This is a genomic window from Microbulbifer sp. SH-1, assembly GCF_011326135.1.
Classification (GTDB): domain Bacteria; phylum Pseudomonadota; class Gammaproteobacteria; order Pseudomonadales; family Cellvibrionaceae; genus Microbulbifer; species Microbulbifer harenosus.
Genome location: NZ_CP046948.1, coordinates 668,906 through 694,413, shown reverse-complemented (window position 1 = coordinate 694,413; position 25,508 = coordinate 668,906). Strand labels below are relative to the sequence as shown.

The 25,508-nt window shown below is 59.5% G+C and carries 24 protein-coding genes and 1 tRNA gene; 10 read left to right on the top strand and 15 right to left on the bottom strand.

Going from position 1 to position 25,508, the window contains the following annotated elements; genetic code table 11:
- Positions 1 to 15 precede the first annotated feature (15 nt).
- A complete protein-coding gene (locus GNX18_RS03135; protein WP_138235285.1) occupies positions 16 to 705 on the bottom strand; it encodes a sigma-E factor negative regulatory protein in 690 nt (229 codons plus the stop codon).
- A 263-nt stretch (positions 706 to 968) separates the two neighbouring features.
- A complete protein-coding gene (gene rpoE / locus GNX18_RS03130) occupies positions 969 to 1,583 on the bottom strand; it encodes an RNA polymerase sigma factor RpoE (RefSeq protein WP_138235284.1) in 615 nt (204 codons plus the stop codon).
- A 243-nt stretch (positions 1,584 to 1,826) separates the two neighbouring features.
- On the opposite strand from rpoE, the gene nadB reads away from it, so the two are divergent.
- The gene (gene nadB, locus GNX18_RS03125; RefSeq protein ID WP_138235283.1) at positions 1,827 to 3,446 is read left to right on the top strand and encodes an L-aspartate oxidase; all 1,620 of its coding nucleotides are present in this window, start codon (positions 1,827 to 1,829) and stop codon (positions 3,444 to 3,446) included.
- A 23-nt stretch (positions 3,447 to 3,469) separates the two neighbouring features.
- Here the strand turns inward: nadB and GNX18_RS03120 are convergent, their stop codons facing one another.
- Complete coding sequence (locus tag GNX18_RS03120; RefSeq protein WP_166215355.1) at positions 3,470 to 3,907, bottom strand: protein YgfX; 438 nt, start codon at positions 3,905 to 3,907, stop codon at positions 3,470 to 3,472.
- A 37-nt stretch (positions 3,908 to 3,944) separates the two neighbouring features.
- The gene (locus GNX18_RS03115) at positions 3,945 to 4,190 is read right to left on the bottom strand and encodes a succinate dehydrogenase assembly factor 2 (protein WP_138235281.1); all 246 of its coding nucleotides are present in this window, start codon (positions 4,188 to 4,190) and stop codon (positions 3,945 to 3,947) included.
- A gap of 118 nt (positions 4,191 to 4,308) precedes the next feature.
- Between GNX18_RS03115 and GNX18_RS03110 the strand changes: the two genes are divergently transcribed.
- A complete protein-coding gene (locus GNX18_RS03110) occupies positions 4,309 to 5,373 on the top strand; it encodes a folate-binding protein YgfZ (protein ID WP_166215353.1) in 1,065 nt (354 codons plus the stop codon).
- A 91-nt stretch (positions 5,374 to 5,464) separates the two neighbouring features.
- Here the strand turns inward: GNX18_RS03110 and ung are convergent, their stop codons facing one another.
- The 5 genes from ung to GNX18_RS03085 form a co-directional block, all read right to left on the bottom strand.
- Positions 5,465 to 6,187, bottom strand: a complete 723-nt coding sequence (gene ung / locus GNX18_RS03105) for a uracil-DNA glycosylase (RefSeq protein WP_166215351.1) — start codon at positions 6,185 to 6,187, stop codon at positions 5,465 to 5,467.
- Positions 6,188 to 6,228: 41 nt separating this feature from the next.
- On the bottom strand, positions 6,229 to 6,813 hold the full coding sequence (locus GNX18_RS03100) for a uracil-DNA glycosylase family protein (RefSeq protein ID WP_166215349.1): 585 nt from the start codon (positions 6,811 to 6,813) through the stop codon (positions 6,229 to 6,231).
- 6 nt (positions 6,814 to 6,819) lie between these two features.
- A complete protein-coding gene (locus GNX18_RS03095; RefSeq protein WP_240914184.1) occupies positions 6,820 to 7,818 on the bottom strand; it encodes a hypothetical protein in 999 nt (332 codons plus the stop codon).
- Positions 7,819 to 7,849: 31 nt separating this feature from the next.
- Positions 7,850 to 8,332, bottom strand: coding sequence for a YajQ family cyclic di-GMP-binding protein (locus GNX18_RS03090; protein WP_138235277.1), 483 nt, complete (start codon positions 8,330 to 8,332; stop codon positions 7,850 to 7,852).
- Between the two features lie 130 nt (positions 8,333 to 8,462).
- A complete protein-coding gene (locus GNX18_RS03085) occupies positions 8,463 to 8,999 on the bottom strand; it encodes a YaeQ family protein (protein WP_166215347.1) in 537 nt (178 codons plus the stop codon).
- A gap of 97 nt (positions 9,000 to 9,096) precedes the next feature.
- Here GNX18_RS03085 and GNX18_RS03080 point away from each other — a divergent pair, with 97 nt between their 5' ends.
- From GNX18_RS03080 to GNX18_RS03065, 4 genes are read left to right on the top strand one after another with little or no spacing between them, the layout of a single operon-like run.
- Positions 9,097 to 9,744, top strand: coding sequence for a LemA family protein (locus GNX18_RS03080; RefSeq protein WP_166215345.1), 648 nt, complete (start codon positions 9,097 to 9,099; stop codon positions 9,742 to 9,744).
- Between the two features lie 39 nt (positions 9,745 to 9,783).
- On the top strand, positions 9,784 to 10,524 hold the full coding sequence (locus GNX18_RS19770) for a YgcG family protein (protein ID WP_166215343.1): 741 nt from the start codon (positions 9,784 to 9,786) through the stop codon (positions 10,522 to 10,524).
- A gap of 34 nt (positions 10,525 to 10,558) precedes the next feature.
- Complete coding sequence (locus GNX18_RS03070; protein ID WP_205828044.1) at positions 10,559 to 11,167, top strand: TPM domain-containing protein; 609 nt, start codon at positions 10,559 to 10,561, stop codon at positions 11,165 to 11,167.
- 38 nt (positions 11,168 to 11,205) lie between these two features.
- A complete protein-coding gene (locus GNX18_RS03065; protein WP_166215341.1) occupies positions 11,206 to 12,078 on the top strand; it encodes a PDZ domain-containing protein in 873 nt (290 codons plus the stop codon).
- Between the two features lie 81 nt (positions 12,079 to 12,159).
- Here GNX18_RS03065 and lysS read toward each other — a convergent pair whose 3' ends face one another.
- Positions 12,160 to 13,653: a lysine--tRNA ligase gene (gene lysS / locus GNX18_RS03060; protein WP_138235272.1), complete on the bottom strand. Its 1,494-nt coding sequence runs from the start codon at positions 13,651 to 13,653 to the stop codon at positions 12,160 to 12,162.
- Between the two features lie 277 nt (positions 13,654 to 13,930).
- A protein-coding gene (prfB, locus tag GNX18_RS03055; protein ID WP_166215339.1) for a peptide chain release factor 2 occupies positions 13,931 to 15,026 on the bottom strand; the annotation gives its coding sequence in 2 pieces (ribosomal slippage) (positions 13,931 to 14,953 and positions 14,955 to 15,026; 1,095 coding nt in all).
- Between the two features lie 202 nt (positions 15,027 to 15,228).
- Between prfB and GNX18_RS03050 the strand changes: the two genes are divergently transcribed.
- Complete coding sequence (locus GNX18_RS03050; protein ID WP_138235270.1) at positions 15,229 to 16,407, top strand: pectinesterase family protein; 1,179 nt, start codon at positions 15,229 to 15,231, stop codon at positions 16,405 to 16,407.
- A 5-nt stretch (positions 16,408 to 16,412) separates the two neighbouring features.
- Here GNX18_RS03050 and GNX18_RS03045 read toward each other — a convergent pair whose 3' ends face one another.
- Positions 16,413 to 16,802: a MerR family transcriptional regulator gene (locus GNX18_RS03045; RefSeq protein WP_138235269.1), complete on the bottom strand. Its 390-nt coding sequence runs from the start codon at positions 16,800 to 16,802 to the stop codon at positions 16,413 to 16,415.
- 303 nt (positions 16,803 to 17,105) lie between these two features.
- Here GNX18_RS03045 and GNX18_RS03040 point away from each other — a divergent pair, with 303 nt between their 5' ends.
- Positions 17,106 to 18,281: an efflux RND transporter periplasmic adaptor subunit gene (locus GNX18_RS03040; protein ID WP_166215337.1), complete on the top strand. Its 1,176-nt coding sequence runs from the start codon at positions 17,106 to 17,108 to the stop codon at positions 18,279 to 18,281.
- A gap of 12 nt (positions 18,282 to 18,293) precedes the next feature.
- Positions 18,294 to 21,449: an efflux RND transporter permease subunit gene (locus GNX18_RS03035; RefSeq protein ID WP_166215335.1), complete on the top strand. Its 3,156-nt coding sequence runs from the start codon at positions 18,294 to 18,296 to the stop codon at positions 21,447 to 21,449.
- Between the two features lie 468 nt (positions 21,450 to 21,917).
- Here the strand turns inward: GNX18_RS03035 and GNX18_RS03030 are convergent.
- Both GNX18_RS03030 and GNX18_RS03025 read right to left on the bottom strand, forming a co-directional pair.
- Positions 21,918 to 22,005: transfer RNA gene (locus GNX18_RS03030), tRNA-Ser, on the bottom strand.
- 196 nt (positions 22,006 to 22,201) lie between these two features.
- The gene (locus GNX18_RS03025; protein ID WP_166215333.1) at positions 22,202 to 22,774 is read right to left on the bottom strand and encodes a nitroreductase; all 573 of its coding nucleotides are present in this window, start codon (positions 22,772 to 22,774) and stop codon (positions 22,202 to 22,204) included.
- A 326-nt stretch (positions 22,775 to 23,100) separates the two neighbouring features.
- Here GNX18_RS03025 and GNX18_RS03020 point away from each other — a divergent pair, with 326 nt between their 5' ends.
- Positions 23,101 to 24,495: an adenylate/guanylate cyclase domain-containing protein gene (locus tag GNX18_RS03020; RefSeq protein ID WP_166215331.1), complete on the top strand. Its 1,395-nt coding sequence runs from the start codon at positions 23,101 to 23,103 to the stop codon at positions 24,493 to 24,495.
- A gap of 108 nt (positions 24,496 to 24,603) precedes the next feature.
- On the opposite strand, the gene queF is transcribed toward GNX18_RS03020, so the two are convergent.
- Entirely contained in the window at positions 24,604 to 25,434 is an 831-nt protein-coding gene (gene queF, locus GNX18_RS03015; protein ID WP_166215329.1) for an NADPH-dependent 7-cyano-7-deazaguanine reductase QueF, read from the bottom strand.
- Positions 25,435 to 25,508: the final 74 nt, after the last annotated feature.

Below are 25,508 nucleotides of genomic sequence, written 5' to 3'. Positions count from 1 at the left end.
GCTATCACCTCACCGTTACTCCGGCGGGCGTTCACCATAGGCGGCACGAGCGAAGGGCACCATGCCCTGGCTCCCCACGCGGGCAGCCTGTTCAGAATGCTCCATCATCACCCGGTTAAGGTGGCGCATCAATTCGGGGGACGGGACAGCCTGCATTTGGGCAGACGCGCCCATACCGACTCTTTGCTCAGGAACCAACTGAGGATTGGTGCTCACCGAGCGGGTATTCAGCGAAGGGACCAGAAAACCACTGGGCTGCGGCACCGACTGCACCGGTTGCTGCGCCGGGCGCTCTACCTCGGCCACCAGCTCACCACCGGTCTGTGGGGCCTGCATCTGCTGCACCCCGAGTACCGCGGCGAATGCCACCGTTGCCGCCACCGCCCCGCGAGACAGCGGGCGCCACCAACGGCTTTGGGCAGCTCCTGAATCGTTGGCCGCCTGCGGCTCCGCGATTGCCGCCAATGGCGGCTCGTCGGCGATAGCCGCAGAAATACTCGCCGCAAGGCCGAGATTTACCGGCGCAACCTTTTCGCCACGCAGAACACTGGCGGCGAGCTGATAACGGGACCAGCGCTGGCCCTGTTCGCCACCATAGGCATCCGCTTCTCGGAGCAGGCGCTGAATTTCCAGCTCGCTGGCCTCGCCATCCATCAACGCGGAAAGCGATTCATTCAAACGCTGCTGATGATTCCCGTGAGACATACGGGGCAACCCTCTTTCAGTGCAATCCAATGGGCGTTGTAACCGCCCTGTCTGTTGGTATCTGAGACCGGTGTCCACCAGAAAAGTTTTACTCGCAGGCAAATTTTGTGTGAATTCCACGAAAAAACTGCCTGTCGTACCGGTCATCGCTACTGGCTAGACCGGGAAACTCTCTAACACCCTCTGGATAAAACAATTCTGACTATGTGCCGATCAAATAATAGACGCAAACCCCGGCAGAATGACATGCGACCGGGGCCGCCTCATCCGCGCCCACCGACCGGTTCCGGCTCACCGGCCATGGCCGCCTGTACCGCGCGGTCAATGGACTCGCGCGCGCGGAAAATCCGCGAGCGTACCGTACCCACCGGGCAACCCATGACCTCTGCGATTTCCTCGTAACTCAACCCCTCCAGCTCCCGCAGGGTAACCGCGGAGCGCAGGTCTTCCGGGAGTTCGCGAATCGCGCGGTGCACAGTAGCCTCCAGCTGATCGCGGAACAGCTGGTTTTCCGGGGTATCGTTATCCCGCAACATCTCGGCGCCGGAGTAAAACTCGGCGTCTTCGAGATCCACATCGAAGGATGGCGGACGGCGGCTGCGGGAAACCAGGTAATTCTTGGCGGTATTGATGGCAATGCGGTACATCCAGGTATAGAAGGCGCTCTCCCCACGGAAATTCGCCAGCGCCCGGTAGGCCTTGATAAAGGCCTCCTGCACCACGTCGTTGACCTCGGCGTGATCATTGATATAACGGCTAACCACCGCCGCGATCTTGTGCTGATACTTGAGTACAAGCAGATCAAAGGCACGCTTGTCCCCTTTCTGAACCCGCTCGACCAGCTGTTGATCACTCGGCGACGCCTGATGACCTGTCATCCCCTACTCCCAACCACGGTCCCGACGCACAATGGCCCGGACCACAGGATTATTCTGTTGTGTCGAAGACAACCCGTTTTGGTCATAAGTTCCTGACAAATCGGCAATTTTTGAAGATAGCGTATACTACGCGCCCTCCGACTCGAATAAAACTCCAGGGCGCCTCTAACAATCCTAGCGAGCAGACGCCGTCAGGCGCACGCGCAGTAGATTTTAAAGGCGCCTTCTACCAGCAAAGAGGCGATGTCAACCTTGAACAACTACGACGTTCTCGTTATCGGCAGCGGCGCCGCGGGGCTCACCCTGGCCCTGCACCTTGCCGCCCGCCACCGCGTGGCGCTGCTTTCCAAACAGCGGCTGCAGGATGGTTCCACCTGGTTTGCCCAGGGCGGTATCGCCGGCGTGCTGGACGAGACCGACTCGGTGGATGCACACATTGCCGATACATTAGATGCCGGGGCCGGACTCTGCCACCCGGACGCCGTGCGATTCACCGTGGAAAACAGCAGCGATGCCATTCACTGGCTGATCAACCAGGGAGTGGACTTTACCCGCGAACAGGCGGGCGACTACCACCTCACCAAAGAAGGCGGTCACAGCCACCGCCGCATCATCCACAGCGCCGATGCCACCGGCCGCGCGGTGCACAGCACCCTCATTGAGCGCGCGCGCAACACCCCGAATATCGACTGCTTTGAGCACCACATCGCCCTCGACCTGATTCGCCAGCCCGACGCGGCCACCGGCCGCTTCCGCTGCGCCGGCTGCTATGTCTACAACAAGGACACCGAAGAGGTAGAGGTATTCCAGGGGCGTGCAGTGATTCTCGCCACCGGCGGTGCCGCCAAGGCCTATCTCTACACCAGCAACCCGGACGGCGCCAGCGGTGACGGCATCGCCATGGCCTGGCGCGCCGGTTGCCGGGTGGCCAACATGGAGTTCAACCAGTTCCACCCCACCTGCCTGTATCACCCGAAAGCCAAATCCATGCTGATTACCGAGGCGCTGCGAGGCGAAGGGGCACAGCTCAAGCTGCCGAACGGTGAGCGCTTCATGCAACGCTTCGACAAGCGCGGCGAGCTGGCACCGCGCGACATCGTCGCCCGCGCCATCGACCACGAGATGAAGCGACTTGGTGCCGACTGCGTGTATCTGGACATTTCCCACAAGGACGAAAAATTCGTCCGTGAGCATTTTCCCACGGTATACAAGAACTGCCTCCAGTACGGGATCGACATCACCAAGGAAGCCATCCCCGTGGTACCGGCCGCCCACTACACCTGCGGCGGCGTAATGGTGGACCAGTACGGGCGCACCGACCTGGACCAGCTGTACGCCATCGGCGAAACCACCTTCACCGGCCTGCACGGCGCCAACCGCCTGGCCAGCAACTCACTGCTGGAATGCGTGGTCTATGCCCGTTCCGCCGCCATGCACATCGACAGCACCCTGGACAAGATTAACCCGCCGCGGCCGGCACTGGCATGGGATGCCTCGCGGGTAACAGATTCCGATGAAGACGTGGTTATCTCGCACAACTGGGACGAGCTGCGCCGGTTTATGTGGGACTATGTGGGCATCGTGCGTACCCGCAAACGCCTGCTACGGGCGGAGCACAGGGTGCGGCTGCTGCAGCAGGAAATCCTGGAGTTCTACGCCAACTACCGGATCACCAGTGACCTGATTGAACTGCGCAATCTGGCGGTGGTGTCAGAACTGATCATCCGCTCCGCGCTGGATCGCCGCGAGAGCCGTGGTCTGCACTACTCACTCGACTACCCGGGGCTCAGGGAACTGGCGATGGATACTATCCTGGTGCCCGAAAATTACGCCAACCAGCGACAGTTTATCGATGTGGACTGAACTGGCGGGAATTCAGCGGCAAATTATCGAGAATAACGCAACGCTACCAGCAGCCGGCGCCAGTCGTCGGCACTGGCCCCGTCACTGCTGAGCACAAGCCGCAGCCTGCGCCCCTCAAGATCACGGCCGTTGATCACAATCAGCCAGCGCCACAGAGTCAGTTCTCCGCAGAATTGGAACTCCCGCTTGGCACCGCCCGTCGTCTGCCAGTACCAGCGTTTCTCCGCGGTCGACAGTCTCCCCACCGAGCGATCAAGGCGGCGCCACTCCCGCCAGACGAAAACGCCGATCAGGAGCAGCGCGCCCCCCACCGCCAACCACGGCAATCGGGACACGACGAGCAGAAACAGGGTTTGCGCGGTTATCAGCCACAGCAGGCACTGCAACCGAAGGGAGGATGAGAAATCACAGGCGAGTCGTGCGCTGCGTTCACTGCGGGCGCCCGCGAAGGCACTGCGCAACGGCGCAGGCACCTCGCAGGCGGGAGATACCGTGGAGTCAGTCCTGTAGACCGGTGTTGTCACGGATAATCTGCACTATTTTCAACAGCTCAGGATCTTGAGGATCTTCCCGGCGCATGAACCACGCGAACAGATCCTGATCCTGCTCGTCCAGCAGGCGGATATAGCGCTGCTTGTCTTCCTCGGAAAGCGTTTCGTAGACGTTATCCAGAAACGGCAGCAGCACCAGATCCAGCTCCAACATGCCGCGGCGGCTGGCCCAAAACAGGCGGTTGCGATCCATACTTCTTTTCTCAATAGCCGGTTGCAAAGTGCGCGCAGTATACCGGTAGTTGAAATCCCGCCGCAAAACCCCAGATACTGCACCACTTCAACAAGCGGTCGACGAAGGCGAATTCAGCATGGATCAACAGCAATGGCAGGAATTTCTCAGTAGCCAGGGCGCACAATGGAATGACGGCGCGGCGGATTTTTCCCCGGCAGAAAACGGCAGCTCAAGTGCCGAACTGCGACTGATCGACCTTAGCCCCATGGGCGCCATTGCCATCAACGGGCCCGATAGCCAGAAATTCCTTCAGGGCCAGCTCACCTGTGACCTGGTGAAACTACCGGACGAACACCTTACCCTCGGCAGCCATTGCAACCCCAAGGGCCGCATGATCAGCGCATTTCACGCCCTGAAAATTTCCCAGACTGAGTTCGTCCTGCTGCTGCCGCGGGACCTGGTGACCACGGCACTCACTGCCCTGAAAAAATACGCGGTATTTTTCAAAACCCAGCTGGAAGATGTCAGCGACAGTCAGCACTGGCTCGCTCTCTGCGGGCGCGATGCCGGCGCCGCTGCCAGCCAGCTCCTGACCCTGTCCCACGACAGCGGCTCCGACCTGATACCCGGCCAGCTGCGCAGTTTTGATCACAACGGCCACCGCGCACTGGCGGCGTGCCTCGGCGAGCGCAATGTGGTGATCCAGCTGCCACTGGAGCAGACTGCCGATCTGTGGCAGAAGCTCGCCGGCAGCGGCCCCGTGCCCTCCAGCTACTGTCGCTGGCAGTATCAACTGATCGAAGCAGGCGTGCCGCAGGTTTACCAGAGCAGTAGCGAAATATTCATTCCGCAGATGGTGAACCTGCAGGTATTGGACGGCGTGAGCTTCAAGAAAGGCTGTTACACCGGACAGGAAGTGGTTGCGCGCATGCAGTACCTGGGCGCCGCCAAACGTCGCATGTACCGCGCGCGCATCGACGGCGGTGAACTGCCACAGCCCGCAGCGGAAATCTTCACCCCCGCCGGCGGTTCCAGTGTCGGCAATATTGTGCAGGCCAGCCGCGCGGGCGATGACGTCGAACTGCTGGCAGTGCTGACCAAAAGCAAGGTGGCGGATGGCGAGAGCCTGCAACTGGCCGACGGCCGCGTGCTGGAACTGCTCGAACTCCCCTACGACGCCGACGCCGATCCCTTAGCCTGAACTGCGCTAATCCCTCCTGTAGGAGCCTGCTTGCCGGCGAACCTTGCTTGACACAGAGCGTTCGCCTGCAAGCAGGCTCCTACAAGACAGTTCAGATCTCCACCGCTACTCGGCGCAAGGCATCCGCGGAAGGCAGCGCCCAGTCGATGGGCGCTTCGCCGCGTTGCTGCAGATACGCATTCGCCTGGGAAAACGGCCGGGTGCCGAAAAAACCCCGGTGCGCCGACAGCGGCGATGGATGCGGCCCGCGCAGCACCAGATGCTTGCGGCGGTCGATAAAACTTCCCTTCTTCTGCGCGTAACTGCCCCACAGCACAAACACCAGCCCTTCCCGCTGCTCCGCCAACGCGTGCACCGCGGCGTCGGTAAACTGCTCCCAGCCGCGCCCCTGATGGGCCCCCGCCTTGCTCTCCTCTACTGTGAGGGTGGCATTCAACAACAGCACACCCTGCTCCGCCCAGGGCTGCAGGCAACCGTGATTCGGCGGCACGATGCCGAGGTCTGAATGCAATTCCTTGTAGATGTTCTGCAGCGACGGCGGAATGCGCACGCCGGGCATCACGGAAAAACACAGGCCGTGGGCCTGGCCGGCACCGTGGTATGGGTCCTGCCCGAGAATAACCACCTTGACCTGATCAAACGGGGTGGAATTGAAGGCATTGAAAATCTGACCACCGGGTGGAAAGATTTTTTTGCCCGCCTGTTTCTCCTGCTGCAGGAATTGACGCAGCTCGGCCATGTAGTGCTTGCTGAACTCGGGCTTTAGTACCGAGAGCCAGCTGGGGTGGATTTTTATCTTGTCGGAAACCTGCATATTTTTTCCAAAAGTAACCTGGTTCGCTTGCAAGCAAGCTCCTACAGAATCGAGCGAACCTGCTCGCGCAACGCCGGCACCACTTCCTCTTCGAACCAGGGGCGGCGCTTCAGCCAGAGGGTATTTCTCGGGCTCGGATGCGGCAGCGGAAACAATCCGTGTGGCAGCGCATCGGCGAAGTGGTAAACGTTTTCGCTAATGCTCCCATACCAATGAGGCAGGTAGTAGCGCTGGGCATACTGGCCAATCAGCAATGTGAGCTGGATATTTGGCAACTCCGCCAACAGGCGCGCATGCCATGTTGGCGCGCATTCCGGGCGCGGCGGCAGATCACCGCCCTTACCACGCCCCGGATAGCAGAAACCCATGGGTATGATCGCAACGCGGGACGGGTCATAGAAGGTTTCCCGGTCAATCTGTAGCCACTCGCGCAGGCGGTCGCCGGAGGGATCGTTCCAGGGAATCCCGGTAGCATGCACTCGGGTACCGGGTGCCTGGCCGACAATCAGCAATCTCGCACTGCGGGCCGCACTCAGAACCGGGTGCGGACCGAGCGGCAGGTGGGCCTCGCACAAACGGCAAGCACGCACCTCTTTCAATAGTCGATCCAGCTTGGTGACCGCCAAAATCTGTTACCGTTTTTCCATAGGCAGTTCGGGGAAAGCCAGGTGCAACAACAACCCACGGGAATCTTCCGGCGCCGCGACGCGACCGGCACCGTTGTTATCCAGCACCACAAAAATACCCTGCGCGCTCACCGCAAGCCCCTCCCCTTTTCCGAAACTGGTCTCCCGGTAGACATATGCCGGTCCTTCTTCGATGCCCCGATAGTGGATGCACCACTGGGCTTTCAGGTTGTCGAAATTGCGACGGCATACGGCAAACGCGTTGCGCTCAAGTGTAAACAGCGCGCCGTCGTACACCGCAAGCCCGGCGATATCCTCCGAGCGACCGCGAAAATCGAGCCCGTCGACAGCGGGTATGGCACGAAAGTCCCACCCCACCTTATCGCCAGCACTCAGCTTTAGCAGCCCGCGGGGGTCCCGTTCCAGTGCGACCCAGAAGTCGTCGCCGGCCTTGGCCAGACCTTCACTCTCGCCATTGAACTGCTGCAAAAAACCGCGCGCCTTAGCCGCTTCCGACCAGCGCACCGGTAGCCACTCACCCCGGCGCTCGTCCTGATTGAGCAGGCTGATGCGATTGTGTCGCTCGCTCAACAGATAGATCCCAGCTTCATCGCAGGTGATCCCCTCAAAGTCCATGCTGAGCGGCACGCTTACATGATGCATGATGCGGGCTTTCAACAGCACCGGCTGATCATCCGGCAACGGCGGCCGGGCGAAATCTGCTTTGGTTTCGAGTGCTACCGCGTTGCGGCCGGATTCGGGAGCGAGGCGAAAAATAGACTCCGACACCTTGTCGGCCACCGCCAACAATTCGCCATCGCAGAAACTCAGACCGGAAATATCCAGCCCCTCACTGCCGTCGACCCACCAGGCATCCACCAGCCCCGCCGGCAACACCGGAACCGCAGAACGCGTCTCAATCTCCGCAATAGGTGAAGCTACCGCGGGCAGACTCAAGAGCCCGGCCACAGCAGCAACAAATAACGGTTTCGAAAGATACTTCAAAAAAGGAATCCCCCGTTATGAGGAGACCACCTCAATCGCGGAAGTTCTCAAACTGCAACGGCTGCTCCAGTTCTTTGCTCCGCAGCATGGCAATCACCTGCTGCAGGTCGTCGCGCTTCTTGCCGGTAACCCGTACGGCGTCGCCCTGGATAGCGGCCTGCACCTTGAGCTTTTCCTCCTTGATGATCTTGACGATCTTTTTTGACAGCTCTTTGTCGAGACCATTTTTCAGCTTGATCTCCTGTTTCACCTGCTTGCCGGACTGCACCGGGTCGCCCACATCCATCACCAGCGGGTCGATGCTGCACTTGATCAGCGCCTGGCGCACCAGGTCTTCCATCTGGCCGATTTGCATGTCGGAATCGGCGCGCAATGTCAGCACGAACTCATTGCGCTCGACCTCAGCATCCACACCCTTAAAGTCATAGCGGGTGGTGATGGTGCGGTTGACCTGGTCCACCGCATTGGTCAGCTGGTGCTTATCTACCTCGGAAACAATGTCGAATGACGGCATAGTAAGACTCCTTGATCTCGCCCGCGCCTCTGGCGGGCCGTAAAAATTTGCGGGCACCTGTAAAAATCGTAGCGAGCAGGTGGCTGGCGGTAGACGCCAGGCGCACGCGCGTAGATTTTTTGAGGCGCCCTTATTTCCAGCGTTCTGGCAGGACTTCAATATTGCTGTCGCTGCTCGCGAACCACAGGTGCCCGTCTTGGATAGTGACGGACAAATCCATGGTGCGCTCCGCCATCGCCGCTAGTTGCGCACAACTTTCCGCAGGCAGATAGAAAATATCCAGATTGTCGAATCGCGCCGTGGCGGACTCCATTTTCTGCCACCACACCGACGCGGTGCGTTGACCGTAGGCGTAGATCACTACCCTGCGCGCGCGCCCGCACGCCTTGCGAATTCGGTCCTCCGCCGGTACACCCACCTCAATCCACGTTTCTATTTCTCCACTCAGACTGTGCTGCCACAGGTCCGGCTCGTCATCACTGGAGAGGCCGCGGGTAAACTCGAGCTGCTCACTGGCATTGTGCGCAAAAGCCAGCAGCCGAATCATCATCCGCTCATCGGTCTCCGACGGGTGGCGCGCCAACGTCAGCAGGTGTTCCGCATAATAATCCCGGTCCATATCCGCTATCTGAATGCGGGCTTTGAATACAGTTGCTTTTAATGCCATTACTGCTCTCTACAATTCCAACCGGGAACAACTTGCGTGATAGCACCGGATTGAAGACTATTATTGTCAGGTTCGACACCGACATGGATGGAAAGGAATGCACACCACACTTACCGGCTCCGCCCCCCGGCCCGTCAAATCCAAGCGCTACGGCAACCGCATGTGGCAAGTACTGCTGCTCGCTCTCACGGCCTACGGCCTGAGCGGCTGCGGTATCAATAACATTCCCAGCTACGACGAGAACGTAAAAGCCACCTGGGCCCAAGTGCAGAACCAATACCAGCGCCGCGCCGATCTGATCCCCAACCTGGTGAAAACAGTGAAGGCCTACGCCGCGCACGAACGCGAGACCCTGGAAGCGGTCACGGAAGCGCGCGCCAAGGTCAATTCCATGCAGGTGGATTCCGGCATCATCAACGATCCCGCCAAACTGCAACAGTTCGAGGCAGCCCAGGCCCAGCTCAGCAGTGCGCTTTCCCGCCTGATGGTGGTGGTGGAACGCTACCCGGACCTCAAGGCCAACCAAAACTTCCTCGCCCTGCAGTCCCAGCTGGAAGGCACCGAAAACCGCATCAGTGTCGCCCGCCGGGATTATATCGCCGCGGTGGAACGCTACAACCGCGAGATTCGCACCTTCCCGGGCCGCATTTGGCACCGCATTCTGTACAGCGACTTGCCCATTCGCGACACCTTTGAGGCCACCACGGAAAATGCCGACAAGGCACCCGACGTCGACTTCCAGTAGATCATTGCCATTGACTGAACTGTGCGAGCGGAGCCCTGAATGACGATCCGGCGGATCGCCCTGTTGTTTCTCCTGCTCCCGACCCTGTTGTGGGTCGGGAGCGCTGCTGCCGAGGTGAAATTTCCTTCGCTCAGCGGGCGGGTGGTGGATAACGCCAACCTTCTAAGCCAGAGCACCCGTTACCAGCTCACTGAACTGCTGCAACAGCATGAAAAGGAAACCAGCAACCAAATCGTGGTGGTGACACTGCCGGACCTACAGGGGCTCACTATCGAAGAGTATGGCTACCAGCTGGGGCGGCACTGGAAAATCGGCCAGAAAGGCAAGGACAATGGCGTATTGCTGATGGTGGCTCCGGGCGAACGGGCTGTGCGTATTGACGTGGGTTACGGTCTTGAAGGCGCACTGACCGATGCACTTTCCGCCAATATCATTCACACCAAGATTCTGCCTTACTTTCGTCAGGGCAATTTCGACGCCGGCGTCGTAAATGGCACCGAATCCATTATTGCCGCGATCAAAAACGAGTATGTTCCAGAGCCAACGGAATCCAAGCGCGACCGCCAGCTGGCGCTGCTGGTAGGCATTTTCCTGCTGTTTATCATGCTGCAGATTTTCGGCGCTTCCGTGCTTGGCTCACCGGCCAGTAGCGGTACCTTTCGCCGCGGCCGCTACGGCGGCTATTACGGCGGTGGCGGTTTTGGCGGTGGTTACAGTGGCGGAGGGTTCGGCGGCGGGGGCGGCAGTTTCGGTGGTGGCGGCGCTTCCGGTGGCTGGTAAGCAAGCACTGAGCGGCGAATAACGGACAATCAACATGCTGAATGCAGGCGAAAAGCGCAAAGTCGCAGAGACCATCAAGGAAGTGGAATCCCGCACTGATGCCGAGCTGGTAACGGTGCTGGCGCGCCGCGCCGATAACTATCTGTATATTTCCACATTATGGGCGGCGTTTCTCGCTCTATTGCTGGCACCACTGATGCAGTTCCTGCCCTGGTGGATTGAATACCAGCAGGCATTCACCCTGCAGTGGATCCTGTTTATTGCCCTTGCGGTCCTGTTCCGCTGGCGGCCTCTGACCATGGTACTGGTCCCGAAAAAAGTGAAGTACTGGCGCGCCTCCAACCTCGCCCGCCGCCAGTTTCTCGAGCACGAATTACACAGCACTGAAAACCGCCTGGGCCTGCTGATTTTTGTCTCCCAGGACGAGCACTATGTGGAAATCCTCGCCGACCGCGGCCTGGCGGAGCAGATCACCAATGAAAGCTGGCAGGAAATCGTGGAAAACTTTATTCGCGAAGTAAAGAGAGGGAAAACCGGCGAGGCCTTCATCCACTGTGTGGAAAAGTGCGGTCTATTGCTGGAAGAAGCCGCACCTGCCACAGTGGTTAAGAACGAGCTTCCGAACCATCTAGTCCTTCTATAATTGGCTCACCCCCTACGCTGAAGTCGATTGGTGACCCCATGAATCTGCACAGACATGCCATTCCACTGGCGGTTTCCCTGCTCCTCGCAGGGGCCGCAGCGGCCTACTGGGGCAGTTCCGACACCCCTGTTGCGTCGACCATTCGCGAACTGCTGATCTCCGATAGCGCCGGGGCGGCAGCACCGGGCGGCGATCTGACGAAGCGAGTGCAACAACTGGAAAAAAACTTGGAGCAAACCCTCAGAATTCAGGGTCAACTTCTGGAACTGGTGAACGATCTCAGCGACCGCCTGGATCCTGAGTCTGCACTGGGCGACGTGCGCCACGCGGCCCTGGGCTCCCCGCCGGAGCCCGAAGCAGCCACCCTGCAGCAGCGCTCCCGCCCCCACCAGAATGCCAACCGCTTCGAGCGCATGCGGGAAAACCAGATCAAGCATTTTACCGATGCTGGATTCAGCTACGAACGTGCAGCGTTTATCGTCGACAAGCAGGAGCGAATTCAGTATGAGCAGATGCAGTTCAGTTACGAGTACCATCACCTGCAGGACAAACGCTCCACGCGCGCCAAGGAATTGCAGGAAAAACTGCAGACTTACAGCAACCCCCGCCGAGTATTCGAGCAGGAACTTAACCGAGAGGAATACGAGCAGTATCTGACGGCCACCGGCGGGCGCACGGAATTCGAGATCGGTGCCATCCTGGAATCCGCTCCGGCCCATGACGCGGGACTGCGCGCCGGTGACAAGATCATCCGCTACAACAACCAGCGGGTTTTTCATATGGGCGACCTGCGCTCACAGGTCTATCAGGTGGCGCCGGGCACGTCGGTGGCAGTGGAAATCCAGCGCCAGGGCAGCTCCGCACCGGAAACCATTTACCTGCCGGCGGGGCCACTGGGCATTCGCCACTGATCACCAAAAGAACATTATTCGAGTCAATAAAAAAGGGCGATGGCCGCAGAAGCCATCGCCCTTTTTCGCACCCGTTAAAACTTATTCGACGGATGTCTCCGGACGCATATGCGGGAACAGCAGCACGTCGCGGATGGACGGAGAGTTGGTTAGGAACATCACCAGGCGGTCGATGCCGATACCCTCACCAGCGGTGGGCGGCAGACCGTATTCCAGTGCGCGCACATAGTCGGCATCGTAGTGCATGGCTTCGTCGTCACCGGCGTCCTTCTCGGCCACTTGCGCCATAAAGCGCTCGGCCTGGTCTTCCGCGTCGTTCAGCTCGGAGAAGCCGTTGGCAATTTCACGGCCACCGATAAAGAACTCGAAGCGGTCGGTCACAAACGGGTTGTCGTCGTTGCGGCGCGCCAGCGGCGACACTTCGGTGGGGTATTCGGTGATAAAGGTCGGCTGATCGAGCAGGTGCTCTACGGTGGCCTCGAAAATTTCGATCTGCACCTTGCCGAGCCCCCAGGTGTCCTTGACCTGGATATCCAGTTTCTCCGCAACCTTGCGCGCACCTTCCATATTGTCGATGTCGGCGGCGCTCAGTTCCGGGTTGTACTTGAGGATGGAGTCAAACACGCTGATGCGCGCGAACGGCTTGGCGAAGTCGTAGCTCTTGCCCTGGTACTCGACGGTGGTGCTGCCGATGACATCGGTGCAGATACCGCGCAGCAGGGCTTCGGTGTGATCCATCATGTCGCGGTAGTCTGCGTACGCCTGGTAGAACTCGAGCATGGTGAACTCGGGGTTGTGGCGGGTGGACAGACCTTCGTTGCGGAAGTTGCGGTTGATTTCGTACACGCGCTCAAAGCCGCCGACCACGAGGCGCTTCAGGTACAGCTCGGGCGCGATGCGCAGGTACATGTCGATGTCGAGCGCATTGTGATGGGTCACGAACGGGCGCGCAGCGGCGCCGCCGGGGATGACCTGCAACATGGGGGTTTCCACTTCCATGAAGTGGTTTTTGTTCAGGTACTGGCGGATGTAGTCGATGATCTGGACGCGCAGCTGGAAGACTTTGCGGGATTCCGGGGTGGCGATGAGGTCGACGTAGCGCTGGCGGTAGCGCATTTCCTGGTCGGCGATGCCGTGGAATTTTTCCGGCAGCGGGCGCAGGGCTTTGGTAAGAAGGCTGTACTCTTCGCAGTTGACGTAGAGGTCGCCTTTGCCGGATTTATGCAGTTGACCTTTGACGCCGACGATGTCGCCGATGTCCCAGGTGCCCCAGCGTTCTTTGATGTTGGCCTGGGCTTCTTTGTCGGCGTACAGCTGGATGCGGTCGGAGACGTCCTGGATGACGAGGAAGGGGCCGCGCTTGGCGAGGATACGACCGGCAACGCAGGCTGTATTGCCTTCGGCTTCCAGTTCTTCCTTGGTCTTTTCACCAAACTCTTTCTGCAGGTCGGCGGCGAGGTGCTCGCGGCGAAAGCTGTTCGGGAAGGCATTGCCCTTCTCGCGCATGGCGCTGAGTTTGGCGCGGCGCTCGGCGATCAGTTTGTTTTCGTCTTGCTGAGTTGGTGTATTGCTCATTGTCTATCACGTCTTTTGGGAAAAAGTATTGAGCTTCGTAGCTCATTGGAGCTTTATTTGGGCACCGGGGCGGCTGAGCACCGGGGATCCCTTTTCGAAACCGCTGTGAATACATCCCTGTACGCTGCGTCGGCAACATCCCTGTTGCCGACGCTTTCGAAAAGGGATCCCCGGCACTCCGCCTTCGCTGCGAAGCAATTCACTTCGTAAGCCGCGAATGACTCGTGCCGAATCGTAGATTGGGCAAAGCGAAGCATGCCCAACAATCATTGGAACCTTACAGCCCCGCCTTCAGGCTCGCCTCAATAAACTGATCCAGGTCCCCGTCCAGCACCGCTTGGCAGTTGCTGGTCTGGACGCTGGTGCGCAGGTCTTTGATGCGCGAGTCGTCCAGTACGTAGGAGCGAATCTGGCTGCCCCAGCCGATATCGGATTTGCTTTCTTCCAGCGCCTGTTTTTCGGCGTTGCGCTTCTGCATTTCCTGTTCGTAGAGGCGCGCACGCAGCATTTTCCAGGCTTTGTCGCGGTTCTGGTGCTGGGAGCGTTCGCTCTGGCAGGCGACGACGATGCCGCTGGCAATGTGGGTCAGTCGCACTGCGGAATCGGTTTTGTTCACGTGCTGGCCGCCGGCGCCGGAGGCGCGGTAGGTATCTTCGCGCACCTGGGATTTGTCCACTTCGATCTCGATGTTGTCGTCGATCTCGGGGGAGACGAACACGGAGGTGAAGGAGGTGTGGCGACGGTTGCCGGAGTCGAACGGGGATTTCCGCACCAGGCGGTGTACGCCGGTTTCGGTGCGCAGCCAGCCGTAGGCGTATTCGCCCTGGAAGTGGATGGTGGCACTTTTGATGCCGGCGACGTCACCCGCGGAGGCTTCCTCGAGGGTGGTTTTAAAGCCGTGGGCTTCGCCCCAGCGCAGGTACATGCGCAGCAGCATTTCGGCCCAGTCCTGGGCTTCGGTGCCGCCGGAGCCGGCCTGGATATCCAGGTAGGCGTTGTTGGGGTCGGTTTCGCCGGAGAACATGCGGCGGAATTCGAGGGTTTCGAGTTGCTGCTCGAGGTTGCCGAGTTCGCTGGCCACTTCGGCCACGGAGTCTTCATCGCCCTCTTCCACGGCCATATCGAGCAGTTCGCGGCAGTCGCTGAGGCCACCGTCGAGGTCTTCGATGGTTTTGACGACGGCTTCCAATGAGGAGCGCTCGCGGCCCAGTTCCTGGGCGCGGTCGGGGTCATCCCAGACGCTGGGTTCGGCCAGTTCGAGTTCGACTTCGGTCAGGCGTTCTTTCTTGCCAGCGTAGTCAAAGATACCCCCTAAGAACGTCGGTGCGCTCTGCGAGGTCTTTCATCTGGTTGAGAAGCGGGTTGATTTCCATAGAGCAGTCGGCTTCGGTCGGTTAAAGCGGGCGCGCATTCTACCTCAGGCAGCCTCGCAAAATAAGGGGCGCGGCACCCTTGCAGGTCCATTCCGGCACAATTCGGGGCACCGGGATGGGTTGAGCCCTCCCGAGGGCGGACGCTAGAATGGTCTGACCAATAAAAAACTGACCTTACCAATAATTAGACGGAGCTGTACCAATGGTGATAGACAACGCCTCGCGCGCATCGAGTTTGAGCAACCCGATCCGCCACACCTTATACAATCCTCTCACCAGGGCTGGTTTCTGGCTGCTGGCCTTGTTTGCCGTCGCCTCCTGCGCCCAGACCAGTGACCAGCGCAAGTATGACGCAGTGGTCGGTACTGCGACACCGACAACCGAAGGCGCTCCCGCCTTCCCCACCATTGCCGAGGCGCTGGCAGCGGCGCCGGAGAATGGAGCAAAACCTTATCGCATCTACCTGCCCGAGGGCATTTATAGCGAGAAGCTGCTGGTCAGCAAACCGAACATTCATCTGATTGGCGCCGGGCGCGACAGCACTATCATCAGCCACGGGGATTACGCCGGCATGCCGGCGGAGCCCGGCTCCGAAGCCAAAATGGGTACCTTTGCCACCGCAACTCTCACCGTGGAAGCGACGGATTTCCGCGCGGAAAACCTCACCATCGAGAATAGCTTCGACTTCCTGTCTACCGACGCCCTCCCCGATGACCACACCGACAAGATCAATGGTACCCAGGCGGTGGCACTGGAAACCGGGCTCAACAGCGATCGCTCCGCCTTCCGCAATGTGCGTCTTCTCGGTTACCAGGACACCCTGTTCGTACAGGCGGGCCGCAGCTATTTTGTGGACAGCGTGGTCGAGGGCAATGTGGATTTCATTTTCGGGGCCGGCCAGGCGCTGTTTGAGAACAGCGATATCGTCACCCGTCCCCGCGGCACCGAACGTCAGAACGTCGGCTATGTCACCGCACCGAGCACGGATATCAGCAACGAGTTCGGGCTGGTGTTTCTCAATTGCCGCCTGCTGAAGGCGGAAGGGGTGCCCGCCAACTCCACTCCGCTCGGCCGCCCCTGGCACCCCACTACCGACTTCCCCGACGGCCGCTACGCGGACCCGGATGCCATCGGCGCGGCGGTGTTTATTCGCTCCTTTATGGACGACCACATCACCACCGACGGCTGGGGTTCCATGCGCGGTACCAGCCGCGACGGGACCAAGTCCACAGTGTTCACACCGGAGAACTCGCGCTTCTTTGAATTCGAAAGCTACGGTCCCGGTGTTGCAACCAGTGACAAGCGCCGTCAGCTGAATGAAGACCAGGCTGCCGCCTACACCCGCGAGCGGATTCTCGCCGGGTGGGCGCCGAACTTCTAAGCGACTTATACTCGATTCGCAAGCTGCGACAGGATGGCGCACTCCGGTGAGTCATCCCCCGCACAGCTGTCCGCCAGGCCCCGCAACGTCTTCTTCATTATTTTCAACGTCTGCAGCTGCTGCTCGATCTGTTGCAGTTTTTCTTCCACCAATTGCTTCGCATCGTGACTTTGCCGCGCCGGGTCCCGGTGCAATGCGAGCAACTGCCGCACCTCCTCCACAGCAAACCCGCAGGCCCGCGCGCGCTGGATGAACTGCAAGGTTTCCACGTCATCGCGGGAGTACTCCCGATAGCCATTGGGCCCGCGTGCCGGTTGTAACAGGTTGATGGTTTCGTAGTAGCGCAACGCCTTGGATGAAAGCCCCGCCCGCTGCGCTGCCTGTGAAATATTCATCACTCGCCCCTCTTCTCTTCCGACCAGTTATGGTGGTATAGCCTCAAGGTTACCGCAAGGGGAAGGTCAAGCCCGGCAATGCCGTCCATACGGTGTCGGCCCCTCCTTCGCAAATTTTTTTGCCTCTACTGCATCCAGAATCCTCTCCCGTCGAGTCCATTCACCATACAGCCAGGACGTTCGCCGCCAATTCCGTTCGTCCCGGCTACTAACCAATAGCTAACAAATGGACTTCGTGCTCCCATGGAAACTCCAAACCGGCAGTCCCCACTGGCGAACCCGCAAACAGGCAAAATAAAACATATGAAGAAAAAAATCCTGAAAGCCGCTGCACCCGTACTGGTACTGGCAGCAGGCTTCGGCGCTGTGCAATGGATGTCCGCTGCAAAACCGCAGCCGGAAAAGAAAGAAGAAGAGCAGCGCCTGGTTTCCCTGGTGTATTCCGAGGCTCGGGAAGAATCCGTGGCTCTCAGTGTTACCACCCAGGGCGAAGTACGCCCACACACTGAGATCGATCTCACCCCGCAGATTTCCGGGCGTATTGTTGCCATCGCCGACAGCTTTGCCGAGGGCGCCGGATTCGAGGCTGGCGAAACCCTGATCCGACTGGACGACGCGGATTACCAGCTGCAGGTGGCACAGGCAAAAGCGCGCGTAGCCCAGGCAGAGGTCCTGCTATTGCAGGCCGAGGCCAATGCCACCATCAAGCGCCAGCAATGGCTGGAGCTCAACCCCAACAGAGAGCCCACACCGTTACAGGTGAACAAGCCGCAGGTGATCGAGGCCCAGGCCAATCTGCGCGCCGCACAGGCGGAACTCGCCGATGCGGAGCTGAATCTCTCGCGCACGAAAATCCGCCTGCCCTACCGCGGTCGCGTTGTCAGCCGCGACGTGGGCGTGGGCCAATACGTCACCGCCAGCACGTCGCTGGGCCGCATCTTCGCCACCGACCGGGTAGAAGTACGCCTGCCCCTCACCGACAGCCAGTTGCTGGAGCTGGATCTGCCCATGGGCTTTGTAGCAGGCCCGAAGAACCCAGGCCCGGAAGTCACCCTCTCCGCCCTTGTCGGCACTCACGAACAACAGTGGCATGGCCGCATCGTGCGCACCCAGGCGGCCGTGGACCAGCAGACCCGCCTGATCTACGCGGTAGCGGAAGTAGAGGATCCCTACGGCAAGGGGGCGAGCAACGGTGTGCCACTCGCGGTGGGACTGTTCGTTACCGCGGAAGCGGAGTCCACTCTGCAGCGCCAGGCCGTGGTGGTACCGAGAGAAGCACTGCGCAGTGCCGACAAGGTGTTTGTGGTTGATGACAATAACCGCCTGAACATCCGCACTGTAGACGTACTCTCCACCTCGGAAAATCGCGTGGTACTTGCCTCCGGCGTCGTCGACGGCGAGCGCGTGGTGACCTCCACCGTAGCCAATGCGGTGGACGGTATGGAAGTTCAACCTATTACCCATCTGGCACGCCGTTAAGGGAGCCCATCCATGAACAGTTTGATTGCCTGGTGGGCGCGCAACAGCGTGGCCGCCAATTTGGCCATGGTCGGCATTCTGGTGGCCGGTGTACTTGGCTTTTTCAGTATGGAACGGGAAATGGACCCGCAGGTCCGCTTCCCCGGCCTTGAAATCCGGGTGTCCTGGCCCGGCGCCGCGCCGCAGGAAGTGGAGGAACAGATCGTCTCCCGTATCGAGGAAGCCGTAAGCGACCTCGACAATATCGACTGGGTCCGTTCTACATCCTCCGAGGGCATGGGCGAGGTGTATATCCTCGCGGAAACCTCCGTGGACTTTTCCCGCTTCATGAACGACGTGAAGATCCGTGTGGACGGCATCTCGTCGTTCCCCCGCGATATTGAACCACCGCAGGTACACCAATGGGTGAATCGCGAAGAATTCATCCGCGTGGCACTACACGGCAATGTGGGCGAGCGTGAACTGAAACGGCTGGCGGAACAGCTGCGCCGCGAAGTGGCTACCTTGCCCGCTATTTCCGTGGTGGAGCTGTTCGGCACGCGCATGGAAGAAGTGTCGATCGAAGTGAGCGAGCAGGCCCTGCGCCGCTATGGCATGACTTTCCAGGACCTGGCGGATGCGATCCGCAACAGCTCCATCAACCAGTCCGCCGGCACCGTGCGCACCGAAGTGGGCAGCTACCAGCTGAAAGTACGCAACCAGGCGGACAGCGAACAGGATTTCGCCAACATCATCGTGCGCCAGACCGCCGACGGCGGCACCATCCGCGTGGGTGATGTGGCCAAAGTGGTGGATGGCTTCGAAGACAACGAGATCCTCGCCACTCTGAATGGTGAGCCGGCGGTACTGCTGCAGGTCATGAGCACCGAGACCATGGACATCGTCACCGCATCCGACTCCATCCGCAAATGGATCAAGGATCGCAGTGAAACCCTGCCCGCAGGCGTAAAACTCACACTCTGGACCGACAACGCCGAAGACTTCAAGGGCCGCATGGAAACCATCGGCAGCTCTGCCTTCCAGGGATTGTTGCTGGTACTGCTGGTGCTGGTGTTCAGCCTGCGCCCGAAAGTGGCCTTCTGGGTATCCATCGGTATCGGCACCGCCTACGCGGGTGCCTTTGTGCTGCTGCCCAGCGTGGGGGTATCCCTGAACATGCTGTCTACCTTCGCATTCCTGCTGGTGCTCGGTATCGTCGTGGACGACGCCATCGTGGTCGGCGAGAGCATCCACACCGAGTCCGAAAACCCGGAGCACCAACAACCCGGTGGCAGTCTCAATGCGGCGACACTCGGTACGCAACTGGTGGCAAAACCGGTAATTTTCGCGGTGCTCACTACCATCCTCGCGTTCCTGCCGTGGATTTTCATCAGTGGTTCCACCAGCGAATTTACCCGGCATATCACCTGGGTAGTAATCCTTGCGCTGCTGTTCTCGCTGATCGAGGCACTCTTTATTCTGCCGGCACACCTCAACAACCTGAAACCGCAGACCAACCCGGGCCGCTTTGGCCGCGTACAGAATCGCATCGCCGACAGCATCGTGCACTTTGCGCAGACCCACTACCGCCGCATCGGCAGCTGGGCTGTGGAGCGCCGCTACCTTACTGTCAGCATTTTTATTGCGGTCATGATGATCGGCTTCGGTGCATTCGGCAGCGGCTGGGTGAAAAAAGGGTTTATGCCGGATATCGAATCCGACCAGATCATCGTCAACGTGGTGATGCCCGAGGGCGCTCCCTACAGCCGCGCGCTGGAGGTCCTGGCACAATTACAGGATGCGGAAAAGAGCCTTGAGGAAGAAGTTAACCAGAGTGCCATTGAACAAGGCAAATCCGGTGAAAATGCCCTCATCGAGAACTGGTATACCCGTTCCCGCCGCGACAGTGTGATGGCCATCGTGCAGCTGGCACCGCCGGAAACCCGCTCCATGACCGCAAAGGACGCCGCCCTGCGCCTGCGCGAACTGCTTGGCGACGTACCGGATGCAAAAGAAGTCTCGGTGCAATACTCGCTGAACAACAACGGTCCAGGCTTTGAGCTCTCCATTCGACACCCGGATCTGGATGTACTGCGCGAGGCAACAGCGGACCTGGAATCCAAACTGCGAACCTATGAAAGCCTCTACGACGTGCGCAACAACCTTGAAGGAGCATCGGAAGAAATCCGCATCGACCTCAAGCCCGGTGCCACCAAACTTGGCCTGACACTGGCGGAAGTAAATCGTCAGGTTCGACAGGCTTATTACGGGGAAGAAGTGCAGCGCCTGCCCCGCGCCGGCCAGGACGTGAAAGTCATGGTGCGCTACCCGCTGGAATCCCGCCGCTCCATTGAGAGTCTAAAGGACTTCCGCGTGCGTACTACCGACGGCCGCGAAGTACCGCTGCTGGCGGTGGCCGACCTTGAATACGCGCCTGGCATCAAACGCATTCAGCGCTGGAACGGCAACCGAGCCGCACGCGTGATGGCAGACCTCAAAGACGACGTGCGCGGCGACATCATGAAAGATCTGGAAGAGAACTTCTTCCCGGATTGGGAAAAGCGCTACCCGGGCATTGTGCGCGGCGCCGTCGGCCAGGCCGAGGGAGAGAAACGCTTTATACAGGAAGTACTCGGCCTCTACGTCATGGCCTTCTTCGCGATGTACAGCCTGCTGGCAGTCGCTTTCCGCAGCTACTTCCAGCCGATCCTGATCCTGGTGGCCATTCCCTTCGCGTTTATCGGTGCCATTTTGGGGCACGGTGTCATGGGCATGACTATGGCCATCTTCAGTTACTTCGGTATCGCCGCGGCAGCGGGTGTGGTGGTGAATGACAACCTGGTATTGATGGACCAGTGCAACCGCCTGCGGGAAAAAGGTGTGGAACCGCTGAAAGCCATCGTCGAGGCCGGCGTATCCCGCTTCCGCCCCATTCTGCTCACCACTGTCACTACCATTGTCGGCCTGCTGCCGATGATGCTGGAGCGCAGCATCCAGGCCGCGTTCCTGCAGCCGATTGTGATCGCACTGGCGTTCGGGGTGTTCGTGGCCTTCTTTGTGACGCTGCTGTTGGTGCCGGCCATGTATGGGGTCGGGGTGGATATCAGTGCGTTTTTTGCGAGACTGAAGCAGAAGTTGTTTTCCCTGGGCGGGGATGCTGCTCAGGGGAATGTGGTGGCTGCGGACTGATGAACTGGTGGCGGCCACTCCAACAGGGTTGGAGCGGCCGCCTTTCACAAGCTGGCTATCTAAAATATCTCGTCAATTCCTGCCTGTCGGTGCCCCGTCCCTGAGCGCACGGTAAATTACCCGCACAAGAAACCCGAACGGGATCAGCCCAAGCAGAAATAATCCACCAAGATTCAGGAAAAATTTGGAAAACCGGCAAATTCGTAGCCGAAGATTGAGATGGGATCGCTACGGCAGTGCAATATGGAATCAAAATACGCTCAGGCGTGTTTTGATTCTGCGGGCTCGGCTTCGCCTCAGTCTCAATTCGCTTTGCGAGTTGAGCTGAGGTGAGAGAGGGAGGGATTAGCTTCGCTGCGCTCGCTGGTCTCCGGCGCTATGCGCCTCCGGCTCGAACGGGGTTCTCATCCAAACCTCCCTCACCGCACATACGAAAAAGCCCGGCTATATGCCGGGCTTTTTCGTATGTGGCGGTGAGGGAGGGATTCGAACCCTCGATACCTTTCGATATACACACTTTCCAGGCGTGCTCCTTCGACCACTCGGACACCTCACCAAATTGTATGCGTTGTCACGGTTTGTTTAGCGAGCTTACCGTCCGCACGCTTGCGGGCTCGTCGGCGTTTTGCCTTGCTAATCAGTAACATAGCTCCCCGATCAGCGAGCGCGAACTTTACAGAAAGGCGGCGGTGGGTGCAAGTGCATTTCGAAAAAAATCCTGCCAGCCGCCTCTCTGTGTGCGCCCTGTGGACTTATTCGCCCTGCCAGTCGGCAAAGAAATCGCTCACGGCAAGTTCCGGTGCGGGGCGCGGGGCTTTTTGCGGGGTGCCCATGTAGATGAAGCCGCTGATCTCTTCGTTGTCGGCGAGGCCGAGGGCACGGGCGACCTGGCGGTTCTCGGCAAGCTCACCGGTGCGCCAATAGGCCCCGACACCTTCGGCAAAAGCGGCGGTGAGCATGGCCTGCACGGCGCCAGCCGTGGACATGCGCTGCTCATTGAGTGGGACTTTGGGGTGTTCCTGCAGACGGGTGACGGCAACGAGAAGCAGGGGCGCCCGCAGGGGCATGGCGAGGAAGCGCTCACGCTGAGCGTCGCTCAGCGGTTCGCCCGCAGTGGCGCCGCTCTCACTGGCGCTTAAGTATATCTCCCCAAGGCGCTTGCGGGCGTCTCCTTCTATGACGAGGAAGCGCCAGGGGCGCAGGTTTCCGTGGTCTGCGGCACGCAGAGCGGCGCGGAAAATATTGTTGCGCTGCGCGCGACTAGGAGCCGGGTCTGTCAGTGCGCCGATTGATACGCGGTTGTGCAGCGCTTCCAGTGCGTCCATGGTTGCCTCCTGAATCTGGTTACCATTGGCACCGAGACACTGAGTATCGGGCCATGAAAAGTGCGGGATTCTACCCCATGGCGGAGAGATTCCGATGCCAGACGAACATCTAATATTAGGAACTTGTCCCGATTGCCCGTCGCTTTCCCCTGTTCATGAGGGTAAACTTTGCGCCTGTCCGTGACCCATCCCTCGAAATTGCTACCAAAGCGCTGAATTTAACGTCGAGAGATAAACTGAGCCGAGCCTGCAGAGCTGGCCAGTCAGAGAAAAAACAACAGGCTCCGGACGTCCCAGACCAAGCTATCAGATAAGATCCAGCGTTCATGCAGAATCCGCCAGAAGAAACCAGCGGCCGCCAGACGGAGTCCCGGTATCCGCTCTATTTCCGCGCCCTGATCTGTTTTGCGGCATCGGGCACCCTTCTGAACAGCATCAACTGGTCCTCCGTCTTTACCCAGAACACCCTGATGCAGCTGGCCATGGCAGCCCTGCTGCTGGGCTACATCCCCATCGCCTACCAGATCGGACGGTGCAGCGACCCGGACAGCAGCACGGAAGTGCGCCGCTGGCTCGCCTTCAGCGACGCATTGCTGATCGGCATGGCGATGGCGATGTCCAACTTCAGCCTGCTGCCCTGCCTGCTGTTCCTCACCATGATCCAGTTCAACGCCCTGACCGAGGGCGGCGGGCGCTGCTGGTTTGAGCACAACACGGCGATGCTGCTGGGTGTGGCCATCGGCTACCTGATCCACCGGCCGGCGCTGGTGGTAAATGCGGATCTGAACATTAGTGCCGCCAGCCTGATCGGAGTATTTACCTACTTCTGCTGCTACGCCTTCTATACCCACAAGCAGATCTCGCGCCTGAAGGCGGATAACCAGCAACTGCACAGGGAACAGCGCACGGCCAACCTGGCCAGCTACAAGCTCTCCCGCTACCTGTCCAAACGCCTGTGGCGCTCGGTAACCAGCGGCAAAGAGAAAGATATCGTGACCGAGCGCAAGCTGCTGACCGTGTTCTTCTCTGATATCAAGGATTTCAGCCAGCTGAGCGAGGAGATGGAGGCGGAAACCCTGACCCGCCTGCTCAACAATTATCTGACCGAAATGTCCCGTATCGTTGCCCACTATGGTGGCACCATCGACAAATTTATCGGCGACGCGGTGATGGTGGTGTTCGGGGACGACCAGAGCAAAGGCCCCAAATCCGACGCGCTGCGCTGCGTGGCCATGGCGTTGGCGATGCGTAAACGGGTGCGGGAAATGATGCAGGAGTGGTACGACCAGGGTATTTCCCACCCCCTGCAGATCCGCATCGGCATCAACACCGGTTACTGCACCGTGGGGGTATTCGGCACCGCGGATTACCAGACCTACACCGTAATGGGCACCCACGTGAACCTGGCCGCACGACTGGAAAGTGCAGCGGAGCCGGGCGAAATTTTGATCAGCCACGAAACCTGGGCAATGATCAAACAGACGGTGATGTGCCGAGACAAAGGCCACGTGAGCGTAAAGGGATTCAGCACCCCGGTTAAGGTGTACTCGGTAACTGATTTGCGCAAAAACCTTGGCGGCCAGCTGAGCTATCTGGAAGAGCACGCACCGGGCTTCGCCATGCACCTGGATCTGGACAAGATCCGCAACTACGACAAGGACAAGGTACTGCAAGCGCTGCAGAAGGCGCAGGAGCGCCTGAAGAGCAAAGTGATTATCTGATTTCGTGGGCGGACTTCGACGCCCACACCTCCCTTACTTTTCTCCCTTACTTTTCTCCCTTACTTTTCTCCCTTACTTTTCTCCCTTACTTTCCCATTCCATCCCGTGTCATTGCCGCGCAAAGCGCCCTGGAAAAACGATTTCGCCGGTTGAGGTGCGCAGCGGATTGATGTCCAGACCGCCGCGGCGGGTATAGCGGGCGCACACGGTGAGCGTTTCAAACTCTGCCAGATTCTGCAGGTCGCAGTAGATGCGCTCTACACAGTGCTCGTGAAAATCCTGGTGCTCACGGAAAGAAATGATGTAGGCGAGCAGTGCAGCCCGGTCCAGCGCTGGGCCGCGGTACTCGATCGTAACGGTGGCCCAGTCGGGTTGGCCGGTTACCGGGCAGTTGCTGCGCAACAGGTGGCTATAGAGCACCTCTTCCACCGCTTTACCGCCCTCCTCCAGCTTCAACAACGCAGCGTCGGGCTGGTAAGTGCGGGCTTGAATATCCAGTCCATCCAGACAGAACCCCGCGGGCTTGTGCACGTCGAGCGCGGTGTCTTCCACATCGAACAGGGTCACTGCCACATCGCTGCCGGCGGCCGCACCCAGATCCTTTTCCAGCGTCGCCTGAACCGCTTCCCGCGAGGGGAACTCGCTCTGGTTGAAGGAGTTCAGATACAGCTTGAAGGATTTCGATTCGATCATCGCCGGGCTCGATGCTGCGAAGCGGAACCGGGCAACGGCCACCTGTGGCACACCTTTTGGGTTCAGCCACGAAAGCTCAAATCCCCACCACTCATCCGCGCCGGTAAATGGCAGCACCTGCCCTTCCAGCCCCAACTGTGCACGCGACACCGAGCGCGGAATGGGGTGCAGTAGCTTGGGATTGTAGCTCGATTCGTAGCGGGTCTCCTGACCCAGGGGAAGGTTTTGCCAGTCTTCTCGGTTCATGTTTCTGCTCGATCAATTTGTTCGCCTGCAAGCAGGCTCCTACAAAGTGCACTGTAGGAGCCTGCCTTGCAGGC